Consider the following 20,107-nt stretch of genomic DNA (forward strand, 5'->3'; position numbering starts at 1 on the left):
CGGCGCTGGCCGGGGTTGCAGAGGGTGGGCCAAGTGCGGGTGTTGGGGCTCTTCGGCTTTAGCTTTGAGATCGGTTTTTAAAGCGCCAGGATTCGTTTCCCGTCTCAACGATCTCGCAATGATGGGTCAGCCGGTCGAGCAGCGCCGTCGTCATCTTTGCGTCGCCAAAGACCGAGGGCCATTCACCGAAGGCCAGGTTCGTGGTGACGATGATCGAAGTGCGCTCATAAAGTCTGCTGATCAGATGGAACAGGAGTTGGCCTCCTGCCTGGGCAAAGGGCAGATAGCCCAGTTCATCGAGGATGATGAAGTCGAGGCGATTGAGGTAATCGGCCATCCGTCCCTGCTTGCCGTTGCGCGTTTCCGTTTCCAGCCGATTGACCAGATCAACAACATTGAAGAAGCGACCTCGCGTTCCGTTGCGGATCAGTGCACGGGCAATTGCGATAGCCAGGTGGCTCTTGCCTGTTCCCGTGCCGCCGACGAGAACGACGTTGCGCTGATCGGCGACGAAGGTGCCCGTAGCCAGTTCTCTCACCAGGGATTCATTGACGGGCGTATCGGCGAAGTCGAAGTCGTCGATATCTTTGGCAAGCGGTAGCTTGGCAATACTGAGCTGGTAGCGAATGGATCGGGCCTGCTTCTCGGCGATCTCCGACTGCAGGAGGTCACCGACAATGCGCGGCGGTTCGTGCTGCCGTTTGATGCCCTTGCCCATGACCTCGTCATAAGCGCTGCGCATTCCGTAGAGCTTCAACGTGCTCATCAGTTCGAGAACCTGTGTGCGTTCCATCAACTTGCCCTCCTGAGCCTGTCGTAACGGGCGCAGTCGGCGACCGGCTCATGGGCAAGCCGAAGCGCATCCGGGATTTGCAGGGTTGCAGCGGGAGCCGGGTCACGGCTTCGAGCCAGAATATTGATGATCACCGAGGCGGAGCAGACGCCGTGATCGAGCGCTTCCTGACAGGCAGCCTCCACGGCCGTGAGGCCATCCCCTGGAACACAGCCGAGAATGGTGACCATCTGTCGATCACCGTCATCGACGCTCTTCAACCGTTTGCGGACCTTCTCCATCGCGGCTGGCAGAACCCATTCCCGGAACGGAGCCCCATTGCGCAAAGCGCCGGGTTTGCGAGCCAGGACAGGCACATAGTGCCAAGGATCATAGACGGTGTCGCCACGGCCAAAGCTGCGCCGATGTTCGGCGACCGTTACCCCGTCCTGCTTGATGACGATATGATCAGCATAGGCATGGACTTCGACGGGCCGGCCGACGGTAGTCGACAGGACAGAGTATTTGTTGTTGTCGAAGCGGACCGTGCAGGTCTTCGATACCGACGCCGGCACGCAATGGAACCCGTCAAACGGACCGACATAGCGCACGAGGCTGTCGCGTTCGGCTTCGAACATCTGCCAGACTGTCTGCGCTGTCTGTTCAGGATGGCCGTGAGCCTTGGCATAGGTAACGCATTTATCGAGTAGCCAGACATTCAGTTCTTCCAGGCTTTTGACCCTGAGACGCGCCCACCTGGTTCTCGACTTGGCCCTTCTCCCAGCCGGATGCAGGGGTGCAGGCGACCGGATGAACGAGGTAGTGGCTGCACATTTGCAGAAAGCGTCGATTGTATAGCCGTTCCTTGCCGATGAAGACTGCCTCCACCGCCGTCTTCATATTGTCGTAGATGCCACGTGTGCAGGTGCCTCGGAAGAACGCAAAAGCCTTGTCGTGTGCGTCGAACACCATCTCCTGGCTCTCGCGCCTATAGGCTCTCGCAAACATCATCCGGCTGTGGCAGAGCCGGACGTGGGCCACCTTGACCGTCGTCGTCACCCCTTGGATCAGGACAATCTCGTGGCTTCAGTCGAACTGATAGGCCTCACCGGGTGCGTAGTAGAGCGGCACGCCGCCAGAGGGGTCAATATTCCACGCCGAAACGCAAGTTGACCCTGATGTCCATCATGTTGGCGGAGTCTCGTAGTAATCTGCAGCAGGGAAAGCCATGTCACATGGCGAAGGGGAACAGTTCAAACTGCTTGAAGTGCAGCACAAGCTCGAACATGGGCCTAGAGCGATCCGAACCGACGGTTCCCGGAAGGAGGTCGGCAGCGTGCCGGGCGTCCTCCGTTGGTTGACCATGGTTGGTCGACGGAGATCATTTTGCGCGGGCCGAAAAGTGCGGTATATCGCGGCTTTTCTCCATAAACCGCACAGCCTGTCGCCCCACTAAAACGACCGATAATGTTTCCACATCGCGTTTTATTTGTAAGAACTACCCGAACACCTCTTGTGTCACCTTTCCCCGAAATCGGAATTGTGCACAACAAGCCAGCACCTTGTTTTTCCTTACTGATCATAACACAGGCTGTTTCGCATGTTGAGCACCGAAGTGGTTGATGAGTTTGTGCGCGCGACCTTTATCCTTATGAACGGACTCAATGGGAGACGAATGAAACTTGCAAGTTCGAACTGGGGATACCCAGAAGTTCGGAAGCACGATGCGCTGGCAGAAAACGCAATCATCACTGAAGCGGACTCAAGTTTGTGACAAGAGGGTTCATCCTGCCCTGGCTTTTCTTGGTTGTCCCTGCATTTTCAAAGCTGCCATCAGCATAGGTCCCACCGAAAACGTCCCTGCTCTCGCCTTTTCCGTGAGCGCGCGAAGGTAGCCGCCAGCTGAATTGATCTCCTTTGCTCGCTGCAAAATGCAAGCGATGACGATCGCGGCTTTCTCTTGGCCTAGAACGGCGAGTGCATCCGCGTAAGCGGAGTGACTAATGGCCAAGTAACCCTTTATCTGCACGGCTGTTGCCATCAAATCTCGCCAATTGTTTATTCCCGCGGCGGCGTATTCCGAAATGTCGGGACACGCTTTCAGTACTAATTCGAGTGGATATCCCTTTGGTGGTTCGGTGTTGGTCGGTTTGGGCGGGATCGACATTCTGCTCTGTTTCAAAGCAGGTTCAAATTCAATAAAGGAGTTAGTATGTGAATTAGATTGCTGCCGTTCATTTTGGGACTCATTGCCGCTCATATTTTCAGTATTGATGTGGAAATTCAGCAGCTTATCCACCTGATTGCGAATAGCTGCCAGTTCCACCAAAATATCCTCGAGTTCTGCGTATGTTGCGCGGCGCGGAATTGCTTCTACAAGGGCCCTAAAACGGCTCCGCAGAATGGACCACTCTCCGGGAATGTTTTCTGTGAGTGCAGCCTCGATTAGTTTGCTGATGTCACGCCTATGGAGTGTTACACGCTCGCGCATGAGGCGTAGAGCCGCATTATCTGCCCGCACGTGCTCCGCGGCGTTCCTGAACTCGTCGGCGCGGACCAAGAGCGGGGCCAGGGAAAAGCCAAAAGCGTCATAGTCCCCTCCCCTCCCCTTTCGGGCATAACGTTTTCCGTTAGGGCTATCCCTGCGCAAGATAACCCCGCAATCGAGGAGTGCACCTAGGTGCCTTCTTAGGGTCGCGTCGGCCATGCCGTGGGCTCTTAGTGACAGCTGCTTGTTCGAAGGAAAGACGATCAGCCTGTTCTTTTCGCTTAACTCGCTATCTGGATAGAACGAAATCAAAGCCGCCAGCACCGCCAGCGAGCGGTCGCTAACGCCGATAATGGTCTTTCCCTCGCACAAATCTCGGTAGACCTTCCATTTGTCTACCGTTTTTCCTTCAGGGATATCGCGATAGCCCTGCTGCGCTGCCAATAAGGCAAGCGACATCGGTCGTCTCCCAAAGGGAGTCGATGCAACATACGTTTCCATTTTCTTTCGCCTTCAGTTAGGCAAAAGAAAGCAGCTCGCCGAAAATGACGTCAAAGACTCTTGACAGTGATTCGCGAAAATGAGATTCTCGGATTGTCTAGATACGAGAAGGGCTTCCGCTACGGTGACGTTCGGGGGCCTTTTTCTTTTGCGACTTCAGTTCTCCTGTTTAGATTTCCAATCGGCATAGAGATCATCCAGCCGTTCTGTGATGTATGAGGCAAATAGCGGCCCGCTTATCGCACCAAGGGCGATCGTGGCCGTTTTTCCATTGTTGTTGAGCCTGACGGTTACCGAGTTGTCGCTTGAAGCCCAGTTTTTGGCTTCGGTCACGCTCTTGACCCTTTCTTGTTTTTTTGTCAGCGCATTTAAGGCCACTTGAAACCGCTCATCACTTGAATTTTCGGTGGGCAGCGATGCCAAAAGCTCTTCCAGGTTAATTTTCGCGCTTTCCAGCTTGTCGGCGAACTCCATCCATCGCCGCCGACCGACATTCGGTGCTGCACCGATGGCTTCAATAAGTTCAATCGGCACTTGGCGAACGACGGAAATCATTTTCGAAAGGGCGGCTTTGTCTACGCCGAGGGCTGACATAATTATGTCTCGGGAAAATGCCCGCTCTTCTAGCCGAATAGCGAACATTGAGCGCTCTATAAACGAAAGATTTGCCCTCGAATTGTTTTCCTGCCCTTGGCTAACAACCAGTTGATCATCTGAGAGTTCGCGAATTACAGCTCGAACCCGAATCCCAAGTTCTTTGATCGCTGCCAGTCTTCGATGGCCGTAAGCTACTTGGTAGCGACCTTTCGTGTCCGGATGCGGGCGAACAAGGATGGGAACTTGTTGTCCGTGGTCTTTGATCTGGGCTACGAGTTCTGCGAGTTCTACCGAATTGATCCCGAGACGATCGCGGACAAATGAACCGTCAATCAAATTTGGGTCGAGCTCAACAATTGTCTGCCCTTCCGCTAGCCGCTTCTCGATGTCGTTTGCGCGCTCTACTTTTTCCGTAATGCTACCAAGTGTCTTGGTAATACCCCCAACGGGGGAACTGCGGACCGAAGGAGCGACGAAGCCTGCGAGCGGCCTTGACGTGGTTATTGGGGGAAGCCTTTCGGAGGCGGGGCCATCGTCGGACGAAACCTCTATGAGATTTTTACGGGCCATTATTTTCTACCCCATGGTGTCTTCAATAAGCTTTCTATTTCTGAATTCACAGCGTTCAAGGATTCCATTGCCCTGTCGTAGGTGCCGCGCGTGAATTGGCTCCGTTCGACCTCATAGAGCGTCTGCTTGGTAACACCTGCGTCCGAAATTGCTGTTGACTTCAGCATATGGTTTTGGAGCATTCGATTGCCGAAAATTGCTCGCATAAATCCGGTCATTTGGCTCTGCGGGCCGTCATTTGGCTCGTAGCGGGTGACTAGGTAACGCATCCAATCATAGCTGGTACGCCCCCCTGCCCTTTCGACAACCGCCATCATTTCACTGGTCATAGCGAGAAACTGGCTCATCGACATTACATCCAGCATCTGGGGGTGGACGGTAATCAACACCGATGTCGCGGCACACAATGCCGACATCGTGAGAAATCCAAGTTGTGGGGGGCAATCTATGATGACGACATCATAAAGGCTTTCAATGTCTGTCAGGACTTGACCAATGCGAGCGAAAAACACTGATTCCGCTGACCCTGATGTGATCGCTCTTGGTGTTTCGTGTTCGAATTCCATCAGCTCGAGGTTACCGGGAACTATGTGCAAATTTTTCGTATAGGTTGCTCGAACAATTTCTGCGATGGAGCGGGGCTCTTCATAGCGGATCGCCCCGTAAAGGGTTTCGCCCTCTCCAACATCAAGTTCGGGCTGATGACCGAAGAGTGCGGACAACGAAGCTTGAGGGTCGAGGTCGATTGCCAAAACACGATAGCCACGCAATGCAAGGTATTGGGCGAGATGCGCGGACGTCGTTGTCTTTGCCGAACCGCCCTTGAAATTCATCACTGCAATGACCTGCAGTTTCTCGTCCACCCGGCGGTTTGGGACATATTTTGGAGAGCCGTTCTTTTCGTCGAGCGATCTTCGGATATTTTCCATATCATCGGGCGTGTACATCCGCCTGCCGTTGGCGAGCGGCTCGGGCCCATATCCCTCGGAGGCCACCTGCCTGAGATACCCCTCTCCGATACCGATATAGTACGCCGCTTCCGCAGGTGTGAACTGCCTGATGGATTTCTGGGATGTCGGAGGAAAAATCTTCTGCTGATGCAACTGGAGTTGCCGTGATAACTCGATCGAATCCGCAGACAACATCGACGGTAGATGTTCTGTCTGCTCGTTTCGAATGGGTGCCTGTAACATTGAAAAACCCTCGGACTGCGCAATTGCTGCAAATTTTACGCAAACTGCGCAGTTACAATATGGTCCGATTCGTAAAGAATATACAAACGTTAAAACCATGAGGCTTTTCAAGTGAGTTGTCCGTGGACAACTTTAAACAAACGACCATCGTTGTCCGCGGACAACCGCGAGCTAAACCTAAATTACGGAGTGTTGCGGATTGGTCGGTAGTGTCATGGTCTTAGGAGCCTCATCCAACCTCTGCGCGGACAGATTGCTGCGACAATGACACAAGTGCAGATGCGAGCTCGGCTCCGTAGGCGTCGAATTTTCAGCGGCTGATATGCCAAGTTCAGAACGTATCCCTAAAGGATGATCTTCTAGCATACTAGTGGTAGTGTTGTTAAGCCGAACGCCACGCTTCGCTAGTGGGAGGCATGCGAACGCGGAGTGTGATTCTTCCTTAATGAGAGCCTTGGGATGGCAGGCACACGACGCTAGGGCGGCCATTATGCGCAACCGTTCAAACCTATACTTTTTAGGATACTCTCAGCACAAAGCTATGCGTCGCTATATGATTGTAATCTATTCGCCGCTGCATTGTACGCAGTGTGCCTGAAAGATGAGGTGAATGCAGCCAACGTCTGCCTTATGTGCTGGCCGGTATGGTCAGTGCTAACGCAGGAAGCTCTGAACCCGGGTACGCCGTGTTCGGAGCAGGGTCCACTGCAACGGTAGGGGGATCAATATCGACGTGTTCTTTGGTTGCGCACGTTAGGTATCGTTGATCATTGGTAGTACGTAATTCTCAAGGGGTCAAAATGCACTGATGTTGATTGCGTTGAGGTCGCGACCACCTTATTCACCGTCCGACGTTAGCGGGAGGTATGCGTTCAGGCAGAATGTGCGCTGGAACTTCAAAGCTAGGACATCAGCATACGCATCCGACGCATGATACCTAACTGCAAGAGATGTTCTGGTCCTTGTTGAATTGCAGCATTGCGAGTGCCACCGAGACATCCGAGATCAATTCGCGCAGGACATCGCTAATCCATAGGCGCGATTCTTCGGCGTTTGGTCCATGAAGTGGCGGTCATACCCTTCATTCTCGCAAGTCAGAAACGGCATTAAACGGATACACACTCATCGTTGAAATGAGCCGCTTCTTGGCTACAGCCCACTTGCCTTGGTGAGATTGACGCGGAACCGATCCCTGCGGCGCTGGTATTTGCGGGTCATTTCGGCGGAGGCATGTCCGAGCTGCTTTTGCACGTAGCGCTCATCGACTTCAGCCGACGAGGCCAGCCCGGCGCGCAGCGAATGTCCGGCAAACTTTTGGCCGCGCTCGCCCTCCGAAAGATCGCCACGAACACCCGCGGCAAGTGCTGTTTTCTTGACGAGGCGGGCGACCTCCTTGTCGTTCAGCCGGTCGGGACCGACATTTTTGCCGTGTCCGGTGACACGCCGGAACAGCGGCCCGCGCGCGATGCGGGAAAATTTCAGCCAGGTCTCTGTCGCGACGATGGGGCAGGTGGCATCGGTGGATCCGTAGCCGATCTCGACCTCGCGCCAGCCGGTTTTTCCGCGCAGGGTCAACAGCAGTCCCTTGTCGGGAAAAAATTCGATCCAGCCGCGACCGTCCTCGCTCTGGTCGCGGCCGACGTCGAGCCCGACGATTTCGGAGCGGCGCAGCCCGCCGGCAAAGCCGAGCAGCAGCATGGCGCGGTCACGCAGGCCGCGTAAACCCGCCTGATCGAGCGTTTCCAGCATGGCAACCAGATCGCTGGGCAAAATGGCTTCTTTTTGCACCGGCGGCCTGGCGTGGGAATTGCGAATGCCGGCCATCACCGTGGCGATATGGCGGTCTTTCCGGTCAAGGGCGTGGCCACGTTGCGCGCTGTTCCAGCCGATGGCGGACAGCCGCCGCTCGATGGTCGAGACGGAACGTGCCTTGACGCCGCGCTCGGCGGTTCCGGAGGCGAGCGCGGTGATGTAGAGCCCGACGACTTGCGGATCCGGGGGCAGGGGCGAAAAATTTTGGCGGCGCGCCCAAGCGCAAAAATGCTTCCAGTCGGCAGCGTAGGCGCGCCGCGTGTTCGCCGAGCTTGCCGCCTCAACATAGCCACGCGCGCGGCCAGCGAGGTCTTCGAGATGCCCCGGCAGGTGCGGATGCGCATCGGCCGCAACAGGCAGGGGAGGGGAGGCGCGCGCACCGCCCGAAGCCGCACCGGCAGCCCGGTCCGCCGCTTCGCTGCTTGTGCCCATCGCCATCACCACGTCAACGATGTCGGGAAGATCGGAGCCACCAGCATTGAGCGGCGGCGAGGCGCGGTTGTCGCGGTTCTTTGCCATTACTGTCCTGTCTGCGACCGGTGTTGCGGTGCATGCCCTTTCGGGCGGTTTGAGTCAGTCCACGCTCTGCCAGCCGTGAACGGTCATGGACCGGAAAAGACGCTGCAACGCGGCAAGCAACGGCTTGCGGTTGGCGTCGTCGTAATGGGCCGTCAGTTCAAGCGTGCGCGTGCGGCCGAACGCAGTCAATTTGGTCGCATACTGGCCGGGAATGATAGCGAGCTCGTCCGAGATCAGGCCACGTCCGGACAGGCTCGTCAGCATCCGGTAGTGCGGTAACCTGCTGGCGATTGCGAACTGTTCGTCGATGAGCATTTCGTCCAGCTGTGCCTGCACGGGCAGACCGGTTGTGAAGCCGCTGACACGGATGACGGGATAGCCGGAGCCCCAAGCCGCGAGCGCATCGTCTGGCCGATACAGGCTGAGAACCAGCTCTTGGCCGATGAAGCGCGGGTTGAGGCCGTCGACATCCAAGTCGACGCGGATCTCGGCCAGCGCATCGGCGACGGCCGGGCGCGGCCGCACGACGATGGCGTTCAATATCTCCTCGCGCAGGGACGCCCAGCGTGCGTTCTGGCCGCCAGGATGGCTCGAAACCCCGCCATGGTCGCTGTTGCTCGCCTCGACCTCGCCAATCCACCAGTCGTCGCGCAGCACGACTGTCTCGTCGGCGTAATCGGGACTCTCGCCATAACGCAGGTCGTTGAAGCGACGCACCTCGAAGCCGGCGATGACCGGGGCGGGCGCAACGCGCGCGCTCCTGTCGTCCTTGTCCCACAAATGGGCATCGTGCTCGACGCCGAAGCGCAATGCCTCGTGAACCCGAACCGTCATCGTGTGGTCGGATGACAGGAGGGACCAGCGGTTGGGACCCGGCCGCAATTCGTCCGGGGCGCGGATGCCGATGCGGCCGGCGGGGACGAAATAAACCGGCCGGTCCTTTGCATCCTGGGCGCCGGTCCGGGTGGCGGCGACCGGGACGATGAAGGCGCTGGCAAGCCCGGCGAGCACCCACCGCCTGCTCGGACGCAGCGAAGGCCGGCGCGGCGCGGCAAGGCAGTTGGTCCGTGGGTGGGCTGGAAAGCGGCTCATCTGGGGTTTCCCATTGTTTGCTCCGTCGCGTCGCGCAGGCCCGACCCCCTGGGCTGAACAGGACATTTGGAGGCGGCAATCCGCAGTCTGTCCCTATGATCAAGCAGAACGGTGCCGCGTGCGGTTTTCGGGGTTCTGATCGACATTTTGGACCATTTTTGAAGCCTACTCCACGACGTCCGATAATGCAATCTTATCGGACGTAATTGGCGGTCGACAGGCTGTGCGGTTCGGTACGTACCAGAGCCTCAAACCGCACGTCGCCAATCGCGCAAAATGATCTTCGTCGAGCCGCTATGGCCAAAATACCGAGGATGCCGGCGTCGACCAACATCCTTCCGGCTCAAAAACAAAAAACTATGCGGCCTCCCGGACCTGGTTCAAAATCTTTGCGGCAAGTGCAGCCTTATCCTGCGGCAGAAAACGGCCATAGTGGTTGGCAACCATGTCAGGCGTGTCCTGAATGGCGTAACTTGCCTGTTCAAACGAGCCGGTCTGTTTCAAAATGTGGGTGGCCAGGACATCGCGCAGATTGTGCGGTCCGTGCGGCAAAAGCCCGTCGATGGCGCCACGCCCGGTGTAGGGATTAAAAATGCCGTAGCGCTGGATGACCAGGCGCCAGGCTTCGTAAAACGTCGTCTGGTCGTATGACGCATCGCGGCTGGTCGTTTTGACCGTCTTGACGAAAAACGTGCCTGGGTCCGTCGCGCCGTTCAACAAAACGCCACGATGCCGCTCAACATAGGCATCGATATGCGCGTAGAGATCACGATAGTCCGGCAGGACGAGCCGGAACGGTTTTGAACCGAAGAATGAAGAGCTGGCGTTCTTGAAGGCGCGGGACGGAATGAGCACCTCCCATCCGCCATAACGATCGCTCCAGCGCAGTTCTCCGCGCTTCATATCTTCCAGACGCCGCTCGGACGTCGGCAATTTTCCACGCGGGCAGACCATCAGCTGGCGCAGGTTTTTCTGCCGCAGTCCAAGATGGAGCCCGAGACGCAACATCAAAAAAGCCCGCACCGCCTCGGCCGCCGATCTTGGGTAACGGTGTTCATCGGGAATACGCCGCAAAATCTCGTCGGTGATCTTTCGGTATTCATGCAGAGGGCTGTCGGCCTCCAGGATGCACATGATCGGCTCGAACGGATCGCGGTGAACGCGCATGACCCGGCGGATTTCTTTCGATCGATTGGCGGCGTGTTTGAAAAAACCCTCGCAGGCGCCATGCCAGTCGTTTGCCGCCGCTGCAATTTCATCTTCTCCGACCAGACCTTTGATCGGCCGCACATGTTTCAAAAGTTCCGGATGTTGACGGATCCAGCCAGTGTCGCTTCGCGCCAAAGCCATGGCCACCGTCAGCATGTCGTCTTCCCACTTTGTGTAAAAACCGCGGCGTCGTTCCCGCCATTGCAAATACCAGTCCCAGACGCCCGGAAAGATCAGCAGGCCGAATGTCATCTGGTTGACGGGGACGCCGTGACCTTTGACTTCGCCATTTGGTGCGGCAGCAAGGGCACCGAACATCAGACCGAGATGCTCGATTTTCTGAGAGGCGGTTTCTTCGCCCCAAACGCCGTTTCTCTGCAATCCGGCATCGGTCAGTATCGACGTCTTGAAGCGGATCAGTCCGGCCATCTCGAGCGCTAACCGTGGCGGCGCGTCGATAACACCCGATAGAAGATCCGGATCCTGAAACGATTGCTGCGCCGCCTCGTCGTCAAGCGACAAAGTGTCAAACCGCGGCGAGATGGTTCCACCATAGGCAATCCCGGGAAAGCGGATTGCATAACGCTGTTTTGTGGCCTTCGCCTGAAACCGTCGATAGTCCGTCGATCCTGAAATGATCACCCTGCGGACCCATTCCAGTATCTCCTGCCTTTTTGCAAATGGCAGGACGTTGAAGTCGTCCGGCAAATGCCAGGCAAGGCGCCGACGCTCGGCAGGTCCGACATCATCACCGACATCCAGGCCGTGGACGGATCGTGCCTGGTGCGGCAGCCGCGACTTGAAATAGCCAGGCTCCAGGCGATAGCGCTGTTCGATACGGCTCAAGATTTCGAAGCTCATGACGGAGCGGGGCGTTTTATCTCCGGCAATCCAGCTCGACAGCGTTGTTCGATCAAAATTTTCTGTCTCACTGACAATGGCGCGGTGGAGATGGCGGCAGGTTTCGCCATGGCGCTGCATTTGCAGGGTCAAAGCCTCACGAAATTCTGCCGGATGATTTGTGACGTCGAACAATGGTACAGGTTGGTCATCGATTGATTTTGGCTTGGGGCCGCGCCGGGTTTTTAGCACCTCCTCGCAAGCTGACGCGGTGCCATTTTGGTCAGGGGGTTTGCGGGACATGGGCGGTGCCTTTGCTTTGGTGCAATGTGCCCGAGATGTCGGTCTTTGGTCAGAGTGTTGGTCGTCACTCGCGATGATCCCGGTGTCCGCCCAGCGTAAAATGGCGTCCAGCCCCGGTTGCAAACGACGCTTGAGATCGGCGGAAAACTTTCCAAGAAAGCCACACGCTTCTGCAATCGCCGCCCAGTGAATGCGACCGTTCAAAAGCGGTGGCCGCTTGCGGTAAATCACCAGACTGACGAGATAGGATCGAATGTTGCCAAGCTCTCGTTGTGAGACCGCAGGGGCAATGCGGACATCGCAGAATGTCGAGATTTTTTGCTGAAGATGTTTTGAGGATACGCGCTGGCTGGCCATAAAAACTGCTCTGCTTAAACCGGCCCGATTGCCGGGGAAAGCGCTCCTAAAAGGCCAGACTTAACTTTGTGCAAATGTCGGGTGAGGATCGCAGGCCCTAATGCAGGACGGCGCGCCAACTTGCCAGTTGCTGGGCTGTGGATTCATGGAGATTGGAAAAGCTGACCATCGATAAACGCTGGTTATCGATGGTTAAACACCCAGCCGCCAATCATGCCATGTGAGGAACCGCAATATGCAGATAAAGTTCGTTTAAGAAATATTTTGCCATGATTTGAATGGCTTACGATTTATCCAAATTGCCCATCACAAGCCTGCTGCGGCCAGTTTCGGACGCGGGCACCGCGCTGACGCAGCTCGACGAGCGGATTGCCCGGTCGCCGGTCGGGCAGGGCTGGATCGAACGGTCGCATTTTACCGACGCCTGCGCCTCGCTGTGGACCGACGGTGAGCTCGCGCATTTCGAAGACCTGGTGTTGCACTACGCCACCCGCGACGTCCGCACGCCCGCCCACGAGCTGACAATTGCCCGCAATGTTCTCCGAACCCGCCGGCGCATTGCCTCGCACGCGCCGGATTGGGCGTTATCGGCAGAGGGTATCCGAACTTTGCGGCAGACGTCGGACACCGGTGCGGGCGGCGCTGAAGCTGTGGCGCTGGCGGGTGTCATCAGGCCCGCGGTCGTCATCGATAGGGAAGAGGAGGGGGACGATGGTGATGACGTGGAAAATCTACCCGGCGTCGACTATGCCACCATCGATGTGGTGTTGGCCCGATCGGAGGCTGCGATCGAGAACGCAACACGTCCCGGCCGCGCTGGCGGCAATCGTGCTGCCGAAAAGGACCCGCTGGTCTACGATCTTGACTGGGACGAGGATGCACGGCTCCACGAATGGCGCGGCGTGTTGCGCCAGGCCGAATACCTACCGGCTACGCTGCAGGCCATTGTCGCCCTCGATGCCTGGAACGAGCTTGCCGTCCTGCAGCACGCCCCCTGGCTCGGCCGGCTGTTTTCCGCCTCGATCCTGTGTCAGGCTGGGATCACCACCGGCGCGCATCTCGCCGCCATCAACCTTGGCCTCAAAACCATTCCTGTCGATCGGCGCCGGAGCCGCGATCGCGAGACGAGGCTGCTCGCCATTGCCCACGGGCTTTTGGCGGCCGCGGAGATCGGCATGAAAGAACACGACAGGCTGACGCTTGCGAAAACGATGATGGACCGAAAACTGGAGGGACGGCGGACATCGTCAAAAATGCCGGAACTGGTCGAGCTCGTCATGGCAAAGCCGCTGATGTCGGCAAAAATGGTCGCAAAGGCCCTGAAGATGACGCCGCAGGCGGCGCGGCGGATCGTTTTGGAACTGGGCCTGCGCGAGATGACGGGGAGGGGGAGGTACAGGGCGTGGGGAGTGCTCTAGAGTTGGGCTGCATTTTCGTTCGGCCCGTCTTGTCCAGCTATCGTTCTTTCGCTCTCCTAAGGTCAAATTCTGGCGCTACGCAGGGTAGTGGTATCAGCCATACTGTCGAGGTGGGAGAGCTGTGCGACAGGTCGAACCTATGACCTTCCTACTTACCATTTCACGGCGCATTGTCGATTTATGTACCAACTGATAAATGCGATACTGGAGATCAGATTATGCCGACCCTGAAAGACGTAGCGAATGAAGCAGAGATTGAAGCTGCGCGGAAGCAAACGTTTGAAACCGGGCGCGCTACCGTGCCTGCGTTGGAGGAAATTCTCTTCAAGCCGATCGCGGTGTTAGATCATGGGTTCATTCGCGTAGTAGATTACATGGGCGATGATACGGCGATCGTCCAAGCCGCGCGGGTATCATACGGCCGTGGAACGCGGAAAGTCAGCGAGGACAGGGGACTGATCCGCTACCTTATGAGGCATCAACACACCACGCCATTTGAAATGCCGGCGATTAAGCTTCACGTAAAATTACCAATCTTTGTAGCTCGTCAGTGGATACGGCACCGAATGGCATCGGTGAACGAATATTCGGCACGTTATTCAGTTTTAGATCGCGAATTTTATGTTCCAGCGCCCGAGCAGTTAGCTCTCCAGTCTACCACAAACCGGCAAGGCCGTGGCGCGCCTCTGAGTTCAGAGGAGGCAAAGGAAATCATAGAAATTCTGGTGTCTGACGCCAACCGGAACTATGAAAATTACAGTTGGATGCTCAACGAAGATGAAAATGGAGACTCCGTAGATCCGGACCGTGGCGGTCTTTCAAGAGAACTCGCCAGAATGAACCTGACCCTTAATACTTACACACAATGGTATTGGAAGGTCGACCTGCACAACCTCTTCAATTTTCTTAAGCTCAGAGCTGACTCACATGCGCAGTATGAAATCCGCGTCTACGCTGAGGAAATATTAAAGGTTGTAGAGAAATGGGTTCCGATAGCATTTGAGGCATTCATGGAGTACCGTCTCGGTGCTATCTCGATTTCAAAGACAGCGACCGAAGTACTGCGAATATTACTAAGCGGAGGAGACGCCGCAGAGCAAATTTCGCGGATGAGTGATCGCGAATGGCAGGAACTGCAGCAACAATTCAACATAGTTCGCGGAACTTCATAGGCAACATGGTAGCGTCGCGCAAAACACGAATCCCTTGTCCGGCATACAGACAGTGGTGTAAGAAATTGGTGCGATGGATGAAATCAAATCTTTCTTAGTTGTTGAAATATAGCGCATTTGGGGGGGCCTGTGCGAGGCATCGACATTTTTTCAGGTGTTGGCGGGATGTCGACGGGAGCAGCTTTGGCTGGGATTCGAACCGCCCTCTCGGTCGAAATTGACCCTTATGCTGCTCAAACCTACGCAACAAACCATCCGGAAACCAATGTTGTCTGTGCAGACATACGAACTGTCGATTTCTCCCGATATCGTTCTGATGAACAAACCGTGCTTTTTGGTGGACCTCCTTGTCAGGGCTTCTCTACATCTAATCAGCGCACTCGAAATTCCGACAACCCCAACAACTGGCTGTTCACCCATTTCTTACGTGCAATTGGTGAAATCAACCCTCAGTGGGTCGTCTTCGAAAACGTAAAGGGGATCGCCGAGACCGAAAATGCGAAGTTTCTGGATTACGTTGTCCGCGGCCTTGAACAACAGCATTATGAGGTTAACTGTGCAATACTCAACGCGAAAGACTTTGGCGTTCCCCAAAAGAGGTCTAGGCTATTTGTAGTTGCTAGCCAGGAAAAAGGTGCGTTTTGCTTTCCGAAGCCATCGACGCTACATCTAACGACTGTAAAAGACGCCATATCCGACCTTCCTTATTTGGAAAATGGCGCATCTATTGACCTTCTCCCCTATGGAGCTAAGCCCCTATCGAGTTATTCGAAGAAGATGAGGGTAAGACAACGCAGTGTTACCGGCAACCTTGTAACGAACAACGCACCATGGATCCTTGACCGCTATGCTCATATTCCTCAAGGCGGCAACTGGCAGGACATTCCCCCTGAACTAGTAAGCAATTACAAAGACATTTCGAGATGCCATACTGGCATTTATAAGCGATTGGAATGGGATGAGCCGTCTGTCACCATTGGGAATTTTCGAAAAAATATGCTTGTCCATCCCAATCAGAACCGCGGCCTTTCCGTGCGAGAGGCGGCGCGGTTACAATCCTTTCCTGACTGGTACATTTTTTCCGGCTCAATCGGATTTCAGCAACAACAGGTCGGAAACGCTGTCCCCCCCCTTCTCGCGAAAGCTATGTTCAGTTCCATTATGGAGGCGGCATCTCTTGAACAAATTTTCCGTTCGGCGGCAGAATAGACATGATAATCAAAGAAAGTTCACTTGAAAAAACTCTCGAACATCTAGGCAAGACTGCCAAGGACCAATTTCCGGAAGATCATATCACTAAGCCCTTCTCCGACCGGTATGTGGCCATTGCTAAAAAACTGAATGAAGATTTTCATCCGAATGTCCTTCCCGGAAACATCTCTGCAGATGGCGGCCTTCTGACTGATCATGGCCCGATACACATTCGGACAGTTTTGAACCGCGCCGCGGATCTGCTGAATAACCCCAACAACAAAAACAAACTATCCGGGTACGAAATATATCTATTGATGTGCGCCATCCATTTTCATGACCTCGGAAACGCACTTGGTCGAGAAGAGCACGAAAAGAAGATTCCAAAGATGATGGAGGCAGTGAAATCTCACCTTGGCGACAGTGTTGAAAAAAGTCAGATCAGAAAAATTGCTGAGACGCACGGGGGCAAGATCGGCGACGACCCTGACACTATTTCATATCTTGATCCCTCACTGACAGTTTTTAGAAAAGAGATACGGCCGCAGGCACTTGCTGCGATACTGAGGTTCGCCGATGAGCTTGCGGACGATTCTCAAAGGGCTAACCGAATTCTTCAGCAATTGGATGCGATTCCAGCTCAGAGTGAAGTATTTCATAAGTACGCTGAATGTCTTCACTCTGTGAATGTGAGAGATGAATGTAAGTCAGTTGAACTGACGTTTTCTGTCGATGCCGCTGATCTGGTAAAAAAGTTCGGAAAGTACAATAAAGAAACTAAAACGGTAGAATATGGTTATATTTTAGACGAAATATTTTCACGTACATTAAAAATGCACCGGGAGAGAATTTACTGCAACAGATTTATGGCGCCGATTGTTCACGTCAAGTCTATTATTGTGCGTATACAAGTCTCTAAGCCAGACGAAAAGATAGGTGAAAGTCTCCCGAGGATTGATTATAAACTGGAGGATTCTGGTTATCCCGACAGTCCTGTCACCGGAATATACGCAATAGCGCGCGAACTCAATGCTTGGGGCGAGACAAGGCTATCGCTAAATGGCGAACGCTTCGCCAAGTTCCTTTGTGAGGCTGGACATGCGAAAGTAGCTGAGCATGAATAATCCATTCGATGTTCAAACGCCTGAAAACCTTTCCACCGCTGATATGGCTGATTTGTTTGTGCAGTCCGACAGCGACTATCTTCAGGTGGAGAAGGCAGGTCACACATTTATCTCCGGTCCACGAGGGGCAGGAAAAAGCATGTATTTCCGGTTTTTGGAACCGGATTGCCAGTCCCAACATGCAAATTTAAATTTACGGGATTTGAAATTTTACGCGGCGTACGTACCAATCAAAGAGACGGATCTGAACCTGCCGGAATTATTCCGTCTGCAAGAGTCGAAGCATGCCGCGATCGTCCTCAACGAGCACGCGCTCATATTGCACATCGCGACAAAGATATTCGTATCTTTGAAGGATCGAGCGCCCTTACCGTCGTCTGATGAGGAAGCGTCTGAGTTCAAGGATTTTTGCGACGGGTTTCTGACGACGCTTCTCGAAAGGGGAGGCTATGCCGTCCAACCTAGACAGGCAGATCCAGGTGATTTTCGTGGAACGATCAGCAGAGTCATCGAGTATTTCGATGACATTTTTTCGCAGCTTAATAGTTATACGCGGCGTATTACGTTCGTCCAAGAAATAGTACCTTACGACGGCCCGCTTTTTGGCTTTTCCGATTTTCTAGCCCCTTTGGTTAAGGGGCTAATGGCGCTTTCATTCATGCCCTCAGGTCCACTTTTTCTGCTGATCGACGACGCCGACAATCTGAATGAAGCGCAGGCACTCATTTTGAACTCGTGGGTCGCGCGGCGCACGACGGGGTATCTATGTTTCAAGATATCTATCCAAGAAGGGGAATACGCAACCTACAAAGCGGTCGGTGGCCAACGGATTGACGCTCCCCACGATTACTCAGAATTCAACATCTCGGACAAGTACACAACCAAAAGTGACAGTTACCTAAGTCGTGTGAGGGAAATAATCCAACGTCGCCTCCAAAAGTTCGGCCATAGCGAGACGCCTGAGGAGTTCTTTCCCGTTAACGCAGTGCAAGAGGCTCGGATCCAAGAGATCGCACGAGAACTGGTCGTTCAATGGGACGCTTCTGGAAAGGGGTATCGGCCGAGCGACGACGCGGTTAGATACGCTAGACCAAATTATATAAGAGGACTTTCGGAGGGAGGAAGTAAAAGCGGGTCGACGTACAGTTATGCCGGCTTCAACCAACTTGTACATTTATCGTCAGGGGTGATCCGACACCTTTTAGAAATGTCATCGCTAATGTTCGCTGAGACAAGCGCGAGAGAAGGCGTGGACACCGTGAACTGCATTCCGCCGACAATACAAAATTCCGTTGCGGAATATTATTCCAATAAATTGCTTTTTGACGAATTTAGGAAGTTGGAAGAGGAATTCAAACGGCAAGACTATGAGTCCGCTGGTTCGGATCTTGATGATCCAAAAAAGCTTAAAAACCTAATATTTGCACTTGGCGGCATGTTTCGGGCAATTCTTGTTTCGGATTCGTCTGAGAGACGTGTGTTTAGCATCGCATTTTCGAATGGGCCTGATGAAGAGGTTAGTAGGGTTTTGCGTCTGGGTGTTCGCTACGGCTATCTTCATCGGTCGTCTATTGGGAATAAGGAGGGAACAGGCAGGGCGGAGCTTTATATTATGACCCGAGCCCTTGCGCCCTCATTCAAGTTGGACCCCACGAGCTTTGCAGGCTATAAGTTTGTTACAAATGAGAAAATAAAAGGTGCTCTTTACCAGCCAAAGCGGTTGGTTAACGAAGTGAGTATTAAGGGATTTGACTCGGTGATGTCGCAACCTCACCAAGGAGCTCTCTTCAATGATGAATAAAGTCTTCACCAAAAAACAACTAGCGCTCTCAGAACTGCGTCACGAAATAGGCAGTAGGTTTGATCTGTTTATTTGCGCTGCAAGTTATGAGGGAAGGTGTCTGTCCGCTCCCATGAGCGTCGAGGACGGGCGTTTCAAAAAGGTCATTATTCTCAAGAACGAGGACGTCGCCGATCCAGGTGCTGAAAACGCCAAGCGTTTGGTGGAACACTTTAAACTAAGCGGCGCGTCGGTTGTAACCATCACAAAGAGCATCGCTATCCGAACTGCCGATCAGATCGCAAAGCAAATTGACAGCTGCCAGCCTATTGCAGCTGCGAAAATTTGTGTTGATACAACCTGCATGACGCACGAGGCACTGCTTATTCTCTTATCTCTTCTACGCCATATTTTTGCGGACCAGTTCTCCCACATCCGGTTCTTGTATGTCCCCGCCAAGGAATATGACCCCGGCACACCAGATGCCGAAAAATGGCTCTCGCGTGGCATAAAGGATGTTAGATCGGTCCTTGGGTATCCTGGCAAACTTCTGCCTTCCCGCAGAAACCGCCTTTTGGTGCTCGTTGGATTTGAAGTTAACCGAACAAGCAGCCTCATAAATGTATATGAGCCGGCAAGCCTGCAGCTTGGATATGGAAGCGACGCGCTCAACCCGGAACACCAGAGGGTAAATAGACAAAAATTTGACAGGCTGGTCGAGATGCATCCTCTCGCCGGAAGCTTCGAGTTTTCTCCTGCAGACGCCTACTCTGTCAGAGACGCGATTTTGAAGGACGCGTACCAGCACAGCGACCTAAATCTAATTGTGGCTCCAATGAACACCAAAATTTCCACTGTTGGAGCGGCTCTTGCTGTAATGGAGCGACCTGAAATTCAACTCTGCTACGCTTCAGCTAGCACATATAATTCAGAAAATTACTCTTTACCAGACGATCGTGTCATCTCCTTTACCGTTTGATTGCGGTTTGCGGATCTGTCGCACACTTTAATCTTGGTTTTGACTGTCGTGCGCTTGCATAGCACGCCTCGGAAAGCGTCCTTTTCCAGGACTTTGTAGTAGAGGCAAAATGCTCGGCCACTTGGCCATAATACAGCAGTTAGATGCGATCGCCACCAGGCCGTTGTGGTCTAGATTGCCGGAGCGGAGT

13 protein-coding genes and 1 pseudogene are annotated in these 20,107 nt (G+C 54.3%); 6 read left to right on the forward strand and 8 right to left on the reverse strand.

Going from position 1 to position 20,107, the window contains the following annotated elements; genetic code table 11:
* Positions 1-58: 58 nt before the first annotated feature.
* From istB to ABFT80_RS26680, 8 genes and pseudogenes are all read right to left on the reverse strand, one after another.
* Positions 59-793: an IS21-like element helper ATPase IstB gene (gene istB, locus ABFT80_RS26645; protein ID WP_347974978.1), complete on the reverse strand. Its 735-nt coding sequence runs from the start codon at positions 791-793 to the stop codon at positions 59-61.
* Positions 726-1,903: pseudogene (gene istA / locus ABFT80_RS26650) on the reverse strand (IS21 family transposase); the annotation flags it as partial. The gene istB and the pseudogene istA, both read right to left, overlap by 68 nt.
* Positions 1,904-2,555: 652 nt before the next feature.
* Positions 2,556-3,761 carry a plasmid replication protein RepC gene (repC, locus tag ABFT80_RS26655; RefSeq protein ID WP_347974979.1) on the reverse strand — a complete coding sequence of 402 codons (1,206 nt, stop codon included), beginning with the start codon at positions 3,759-3,761 and terminating at the stop codon, positions 2,556-2,558.
* Positions 3,762-3,917: 156 nt separating this feature from the next.
* A complete protein-coding gene (repB, locus tag ABFT80_RS26660; RefSeq protein ID WP_347974980.1) occupies positions 3,918-4,928 on the reverse strand; it encodes a plasmid partitioning protein RepB in 1,011 nt (336 codons plus the stop codon).
* Positions 4,928-6,121 (reverse strand): plasmid partitioning protein RepA, encoded by a 1,194-nt coding sequence (gene repA, locus ABFT80_RS26665; protein ID WP_347974981.1) that lies wholly within the window; start codon positions 6,119-6,121, stop codon positions 4,928-4,930. Before repA ends, repB begins: the two co-directional genes overlap by 1 nt.
* Positions 6,122-7,270: 1,149 nt before the next feature.
* On the reverse strand, positions 7,271-8,452 hold the full coding sequence (locus tag ABFT80_RS26670) for a site-specific integrase (RefSeq protein ID WP_347974982.1): 1,182 nt from the start codon (positions 8,450-8,452) through the stop codon (positions 7,271-7,273).
* A gap of 54 nt (positions 8,453-8,506) precedes the next feature.
* Complete coding sequence (locus tag ABFT80_RS26675) at positions 8,507-9,544, reverse strand: hypothetical protein (RefSeq protein WP_347974983.1); 1,038 nt, start codon at positions 9,542-9,544, stop codon at positions 8,507-8,509.
* A 357-nt stretch (positions 9,545-9,901) separates the two neighbouring features.
* Positions 9,902-12,253 carry a hypothetical protein gene (locus tag ABFT80_RS26680; protein ID WP_347974984.1) on the reverse strand — a complete coding sequence of 784 codons (2,352 nt, stop codon included), beginning with the start codon at positions 12,251-12,253 and terminating at the stop codon, positions 9,902-9,904.
* Positions 12,254-12,531: 278 nt separating this feature from the next.
* On the opposite strand from ABFT80_RS26680, the gene ABFT80_RS26685 reads away from it, so the two are divergent.
* The 6 genes from ABFT80_RS26685 to ABFT80_RS26710 all read left to right on the forward strand — a co-directional run bounded on the left by ABFT80_RS26685 (position 12,532) and on the right by ABFT80_RS26710 (position 19,917).
* Positions 12,532-13,671 carry an RHE_PE00001 family protein gene (locus ABFT80_RS26685; protein ID WP_347974985.1) on the forward strand — a complete coding sequence of 380 codons (1,140 nt, stop codon included), beginning with the start codon at positions 12,532-12,534 and terminating at the stop codon, positions 13,669-13,671.
* A 218-nt stretch (positions 13,672-13,889) separates the two neighbouring features.
* A complete protein-coding gene (gene thyX, locus ABFT80_RS26690) occupies positions 13,890-14,843 on the forward strand; it encodes an FAD-dependent thymidylate synthase (protein ID WP_347974986.1) in 954 nt (317 codons plus the stop codon).
* A gap of 129 nt (positions 14,844-14,972) precedes the next feature.
* Positions 14,973-16,052 (forward strand): DNA cytosine methyltransferase, encoded by a 1,080-nt coding sequence (locus tag ABFT80_RS26695; RefSeq protein ID WP_347974987.1) that lies wholly within the window; start codon positions 14,973-14,975, stop codon positions 16,050-16,052.
* 2 nt (positions 16,053-16,054) lie between these two features.
* Positions 16,055-17,158, forward strand: a complete 1,104-nt coding sequence (locus ABFT80_RS26700) for an HD domain-containing protein (protein ID WP_347974988.1) — start codon at positions 16,055-16,057, stop codon at positions 17,156-17,158.
* The gene (locus tag ABFT80_RS26705; protein ID WP_347974989.1) at positions 17,151-18,959 is read left to right on the forward strand and encodes an ORC-CDC6 family AAA ATPase; all 1,809 of its coding nucleotides are present in this window, start codon (positions 17,151-17,153) and stop codon (positions 18,957-18,959) included. The genes ABFT80_RS26700 and ABFT80_RS26705 overlap by 8 nt, the downstream gene beginning before the upstream one ends.
* Entirely contained in the window at positions 18,949-19,917 is a 969-nt protein-coding gene (locus ABFT80_RS26710; protein WP_347974990.1) for a hypothetical protein, read from the forward strand. Before ABFT80_RS26705 ends, ABFT80_RS26710 begins: the two co-directional genes overlap by 11 nt.
* Positions 19,918-20,107: the final 190 nt, after the last annotated feature.

This window comes from Foliimonas ilicis (assembly GCF_039939195.1).
GTDB classification, from domain to species: domain Bacteria; phylum Pseudomonadota; class Alphaproteobacteria; order Rhizobiales; family Rhizobiaceae; genus Foliimonas; species Foliimonas ilicis.

Excerpts from the sequence above, each read along its gene's own strand:
- istB (WP_347974978.1), bottom strand. The coding sequence starts at position 793 with ATGGAACGCACACAGGTTCTCGAACTGATGAGCACGTTGAAGCTCTAC.
- repC (WP_347974979.1), bottom strand. The coding sequence starts at position 3,761 with ATGGAAACGTATGTTGCATCGACTCCCTTTGGGAGACGACCGATGTCG.
- repB (WP_347974980.1), bottom strand. The coding sequence starts at position 4,928 with ATGGCCCGTAAAAATCTCATAGAGGTTTCGTCCGACGATGGCCCCGCC.
- repA (WP_347974981.1), bottom strand. The coding sequence starts at position 6,121 with ATGTTACAGGCACCCATTCGAAACGAGCAGACAGAACATCTACCGTCG.
- ABFT80_RS26670 (WP_347974982.1), bottom strand. The coding sequence starts at position 8,452 with ATGGCAAAGAACCGCGACAACCGCGCCTCGCCGCCGCTCAATGCTGGT.
- ABFT80_RS26675 (WP_347974983.1), bottom strand. The coding sequence starts at position 9,544 with ATGAGCCGCTTTCCAGCCCACCCACGGACCAACTGCCTTGCCGCGCCG.
- ABFT80_RS26680 (WP_347974984.1), bottom strand. The coding sequence starts at position 12,253 with ATGGCCAGCCAGCGCGTATCCTCAAAACATCTTCAGCAAAAAATCTCG.
- ABFT80_RS26685 (WP_347974985.1), top strand. The coding sequence starts at position 12,532 with ATGGCTTACGATTTATCCAAATTGCCCATCACAAGCCTGCTGCGGCCA.
- thyX (WP_347974986.1), top strand. The coding sequence starts at position 13,890 with ATGCCGACCCTGAAAGACGTAGCGAATGAAGCAGAGATTGAAGCTGCG.
- ABFT80_RS26700 (WP_347974988.1), top strand. The coding sequence starts at position 16,055 with ATGATAATCAAAGAAAGTTCACTTGAAAAAACTCTCGAACATCTAGGC.
- ABFT80_RS26705 (WP_347974989.1), top strand. The coding sequence starts at position 17,151 with ATGAATAATCCATTCGATGTTCAAACGCCTGAAAACCTTTCCACCGCT.
- ABFT80_RS26710 (WP_347974990.1), top strand. The coding sequence starts at position 18,949 with ATGATGAATAAAGTCTTCACCAAAAAACAACTAGCGCTCTCAGAACTG.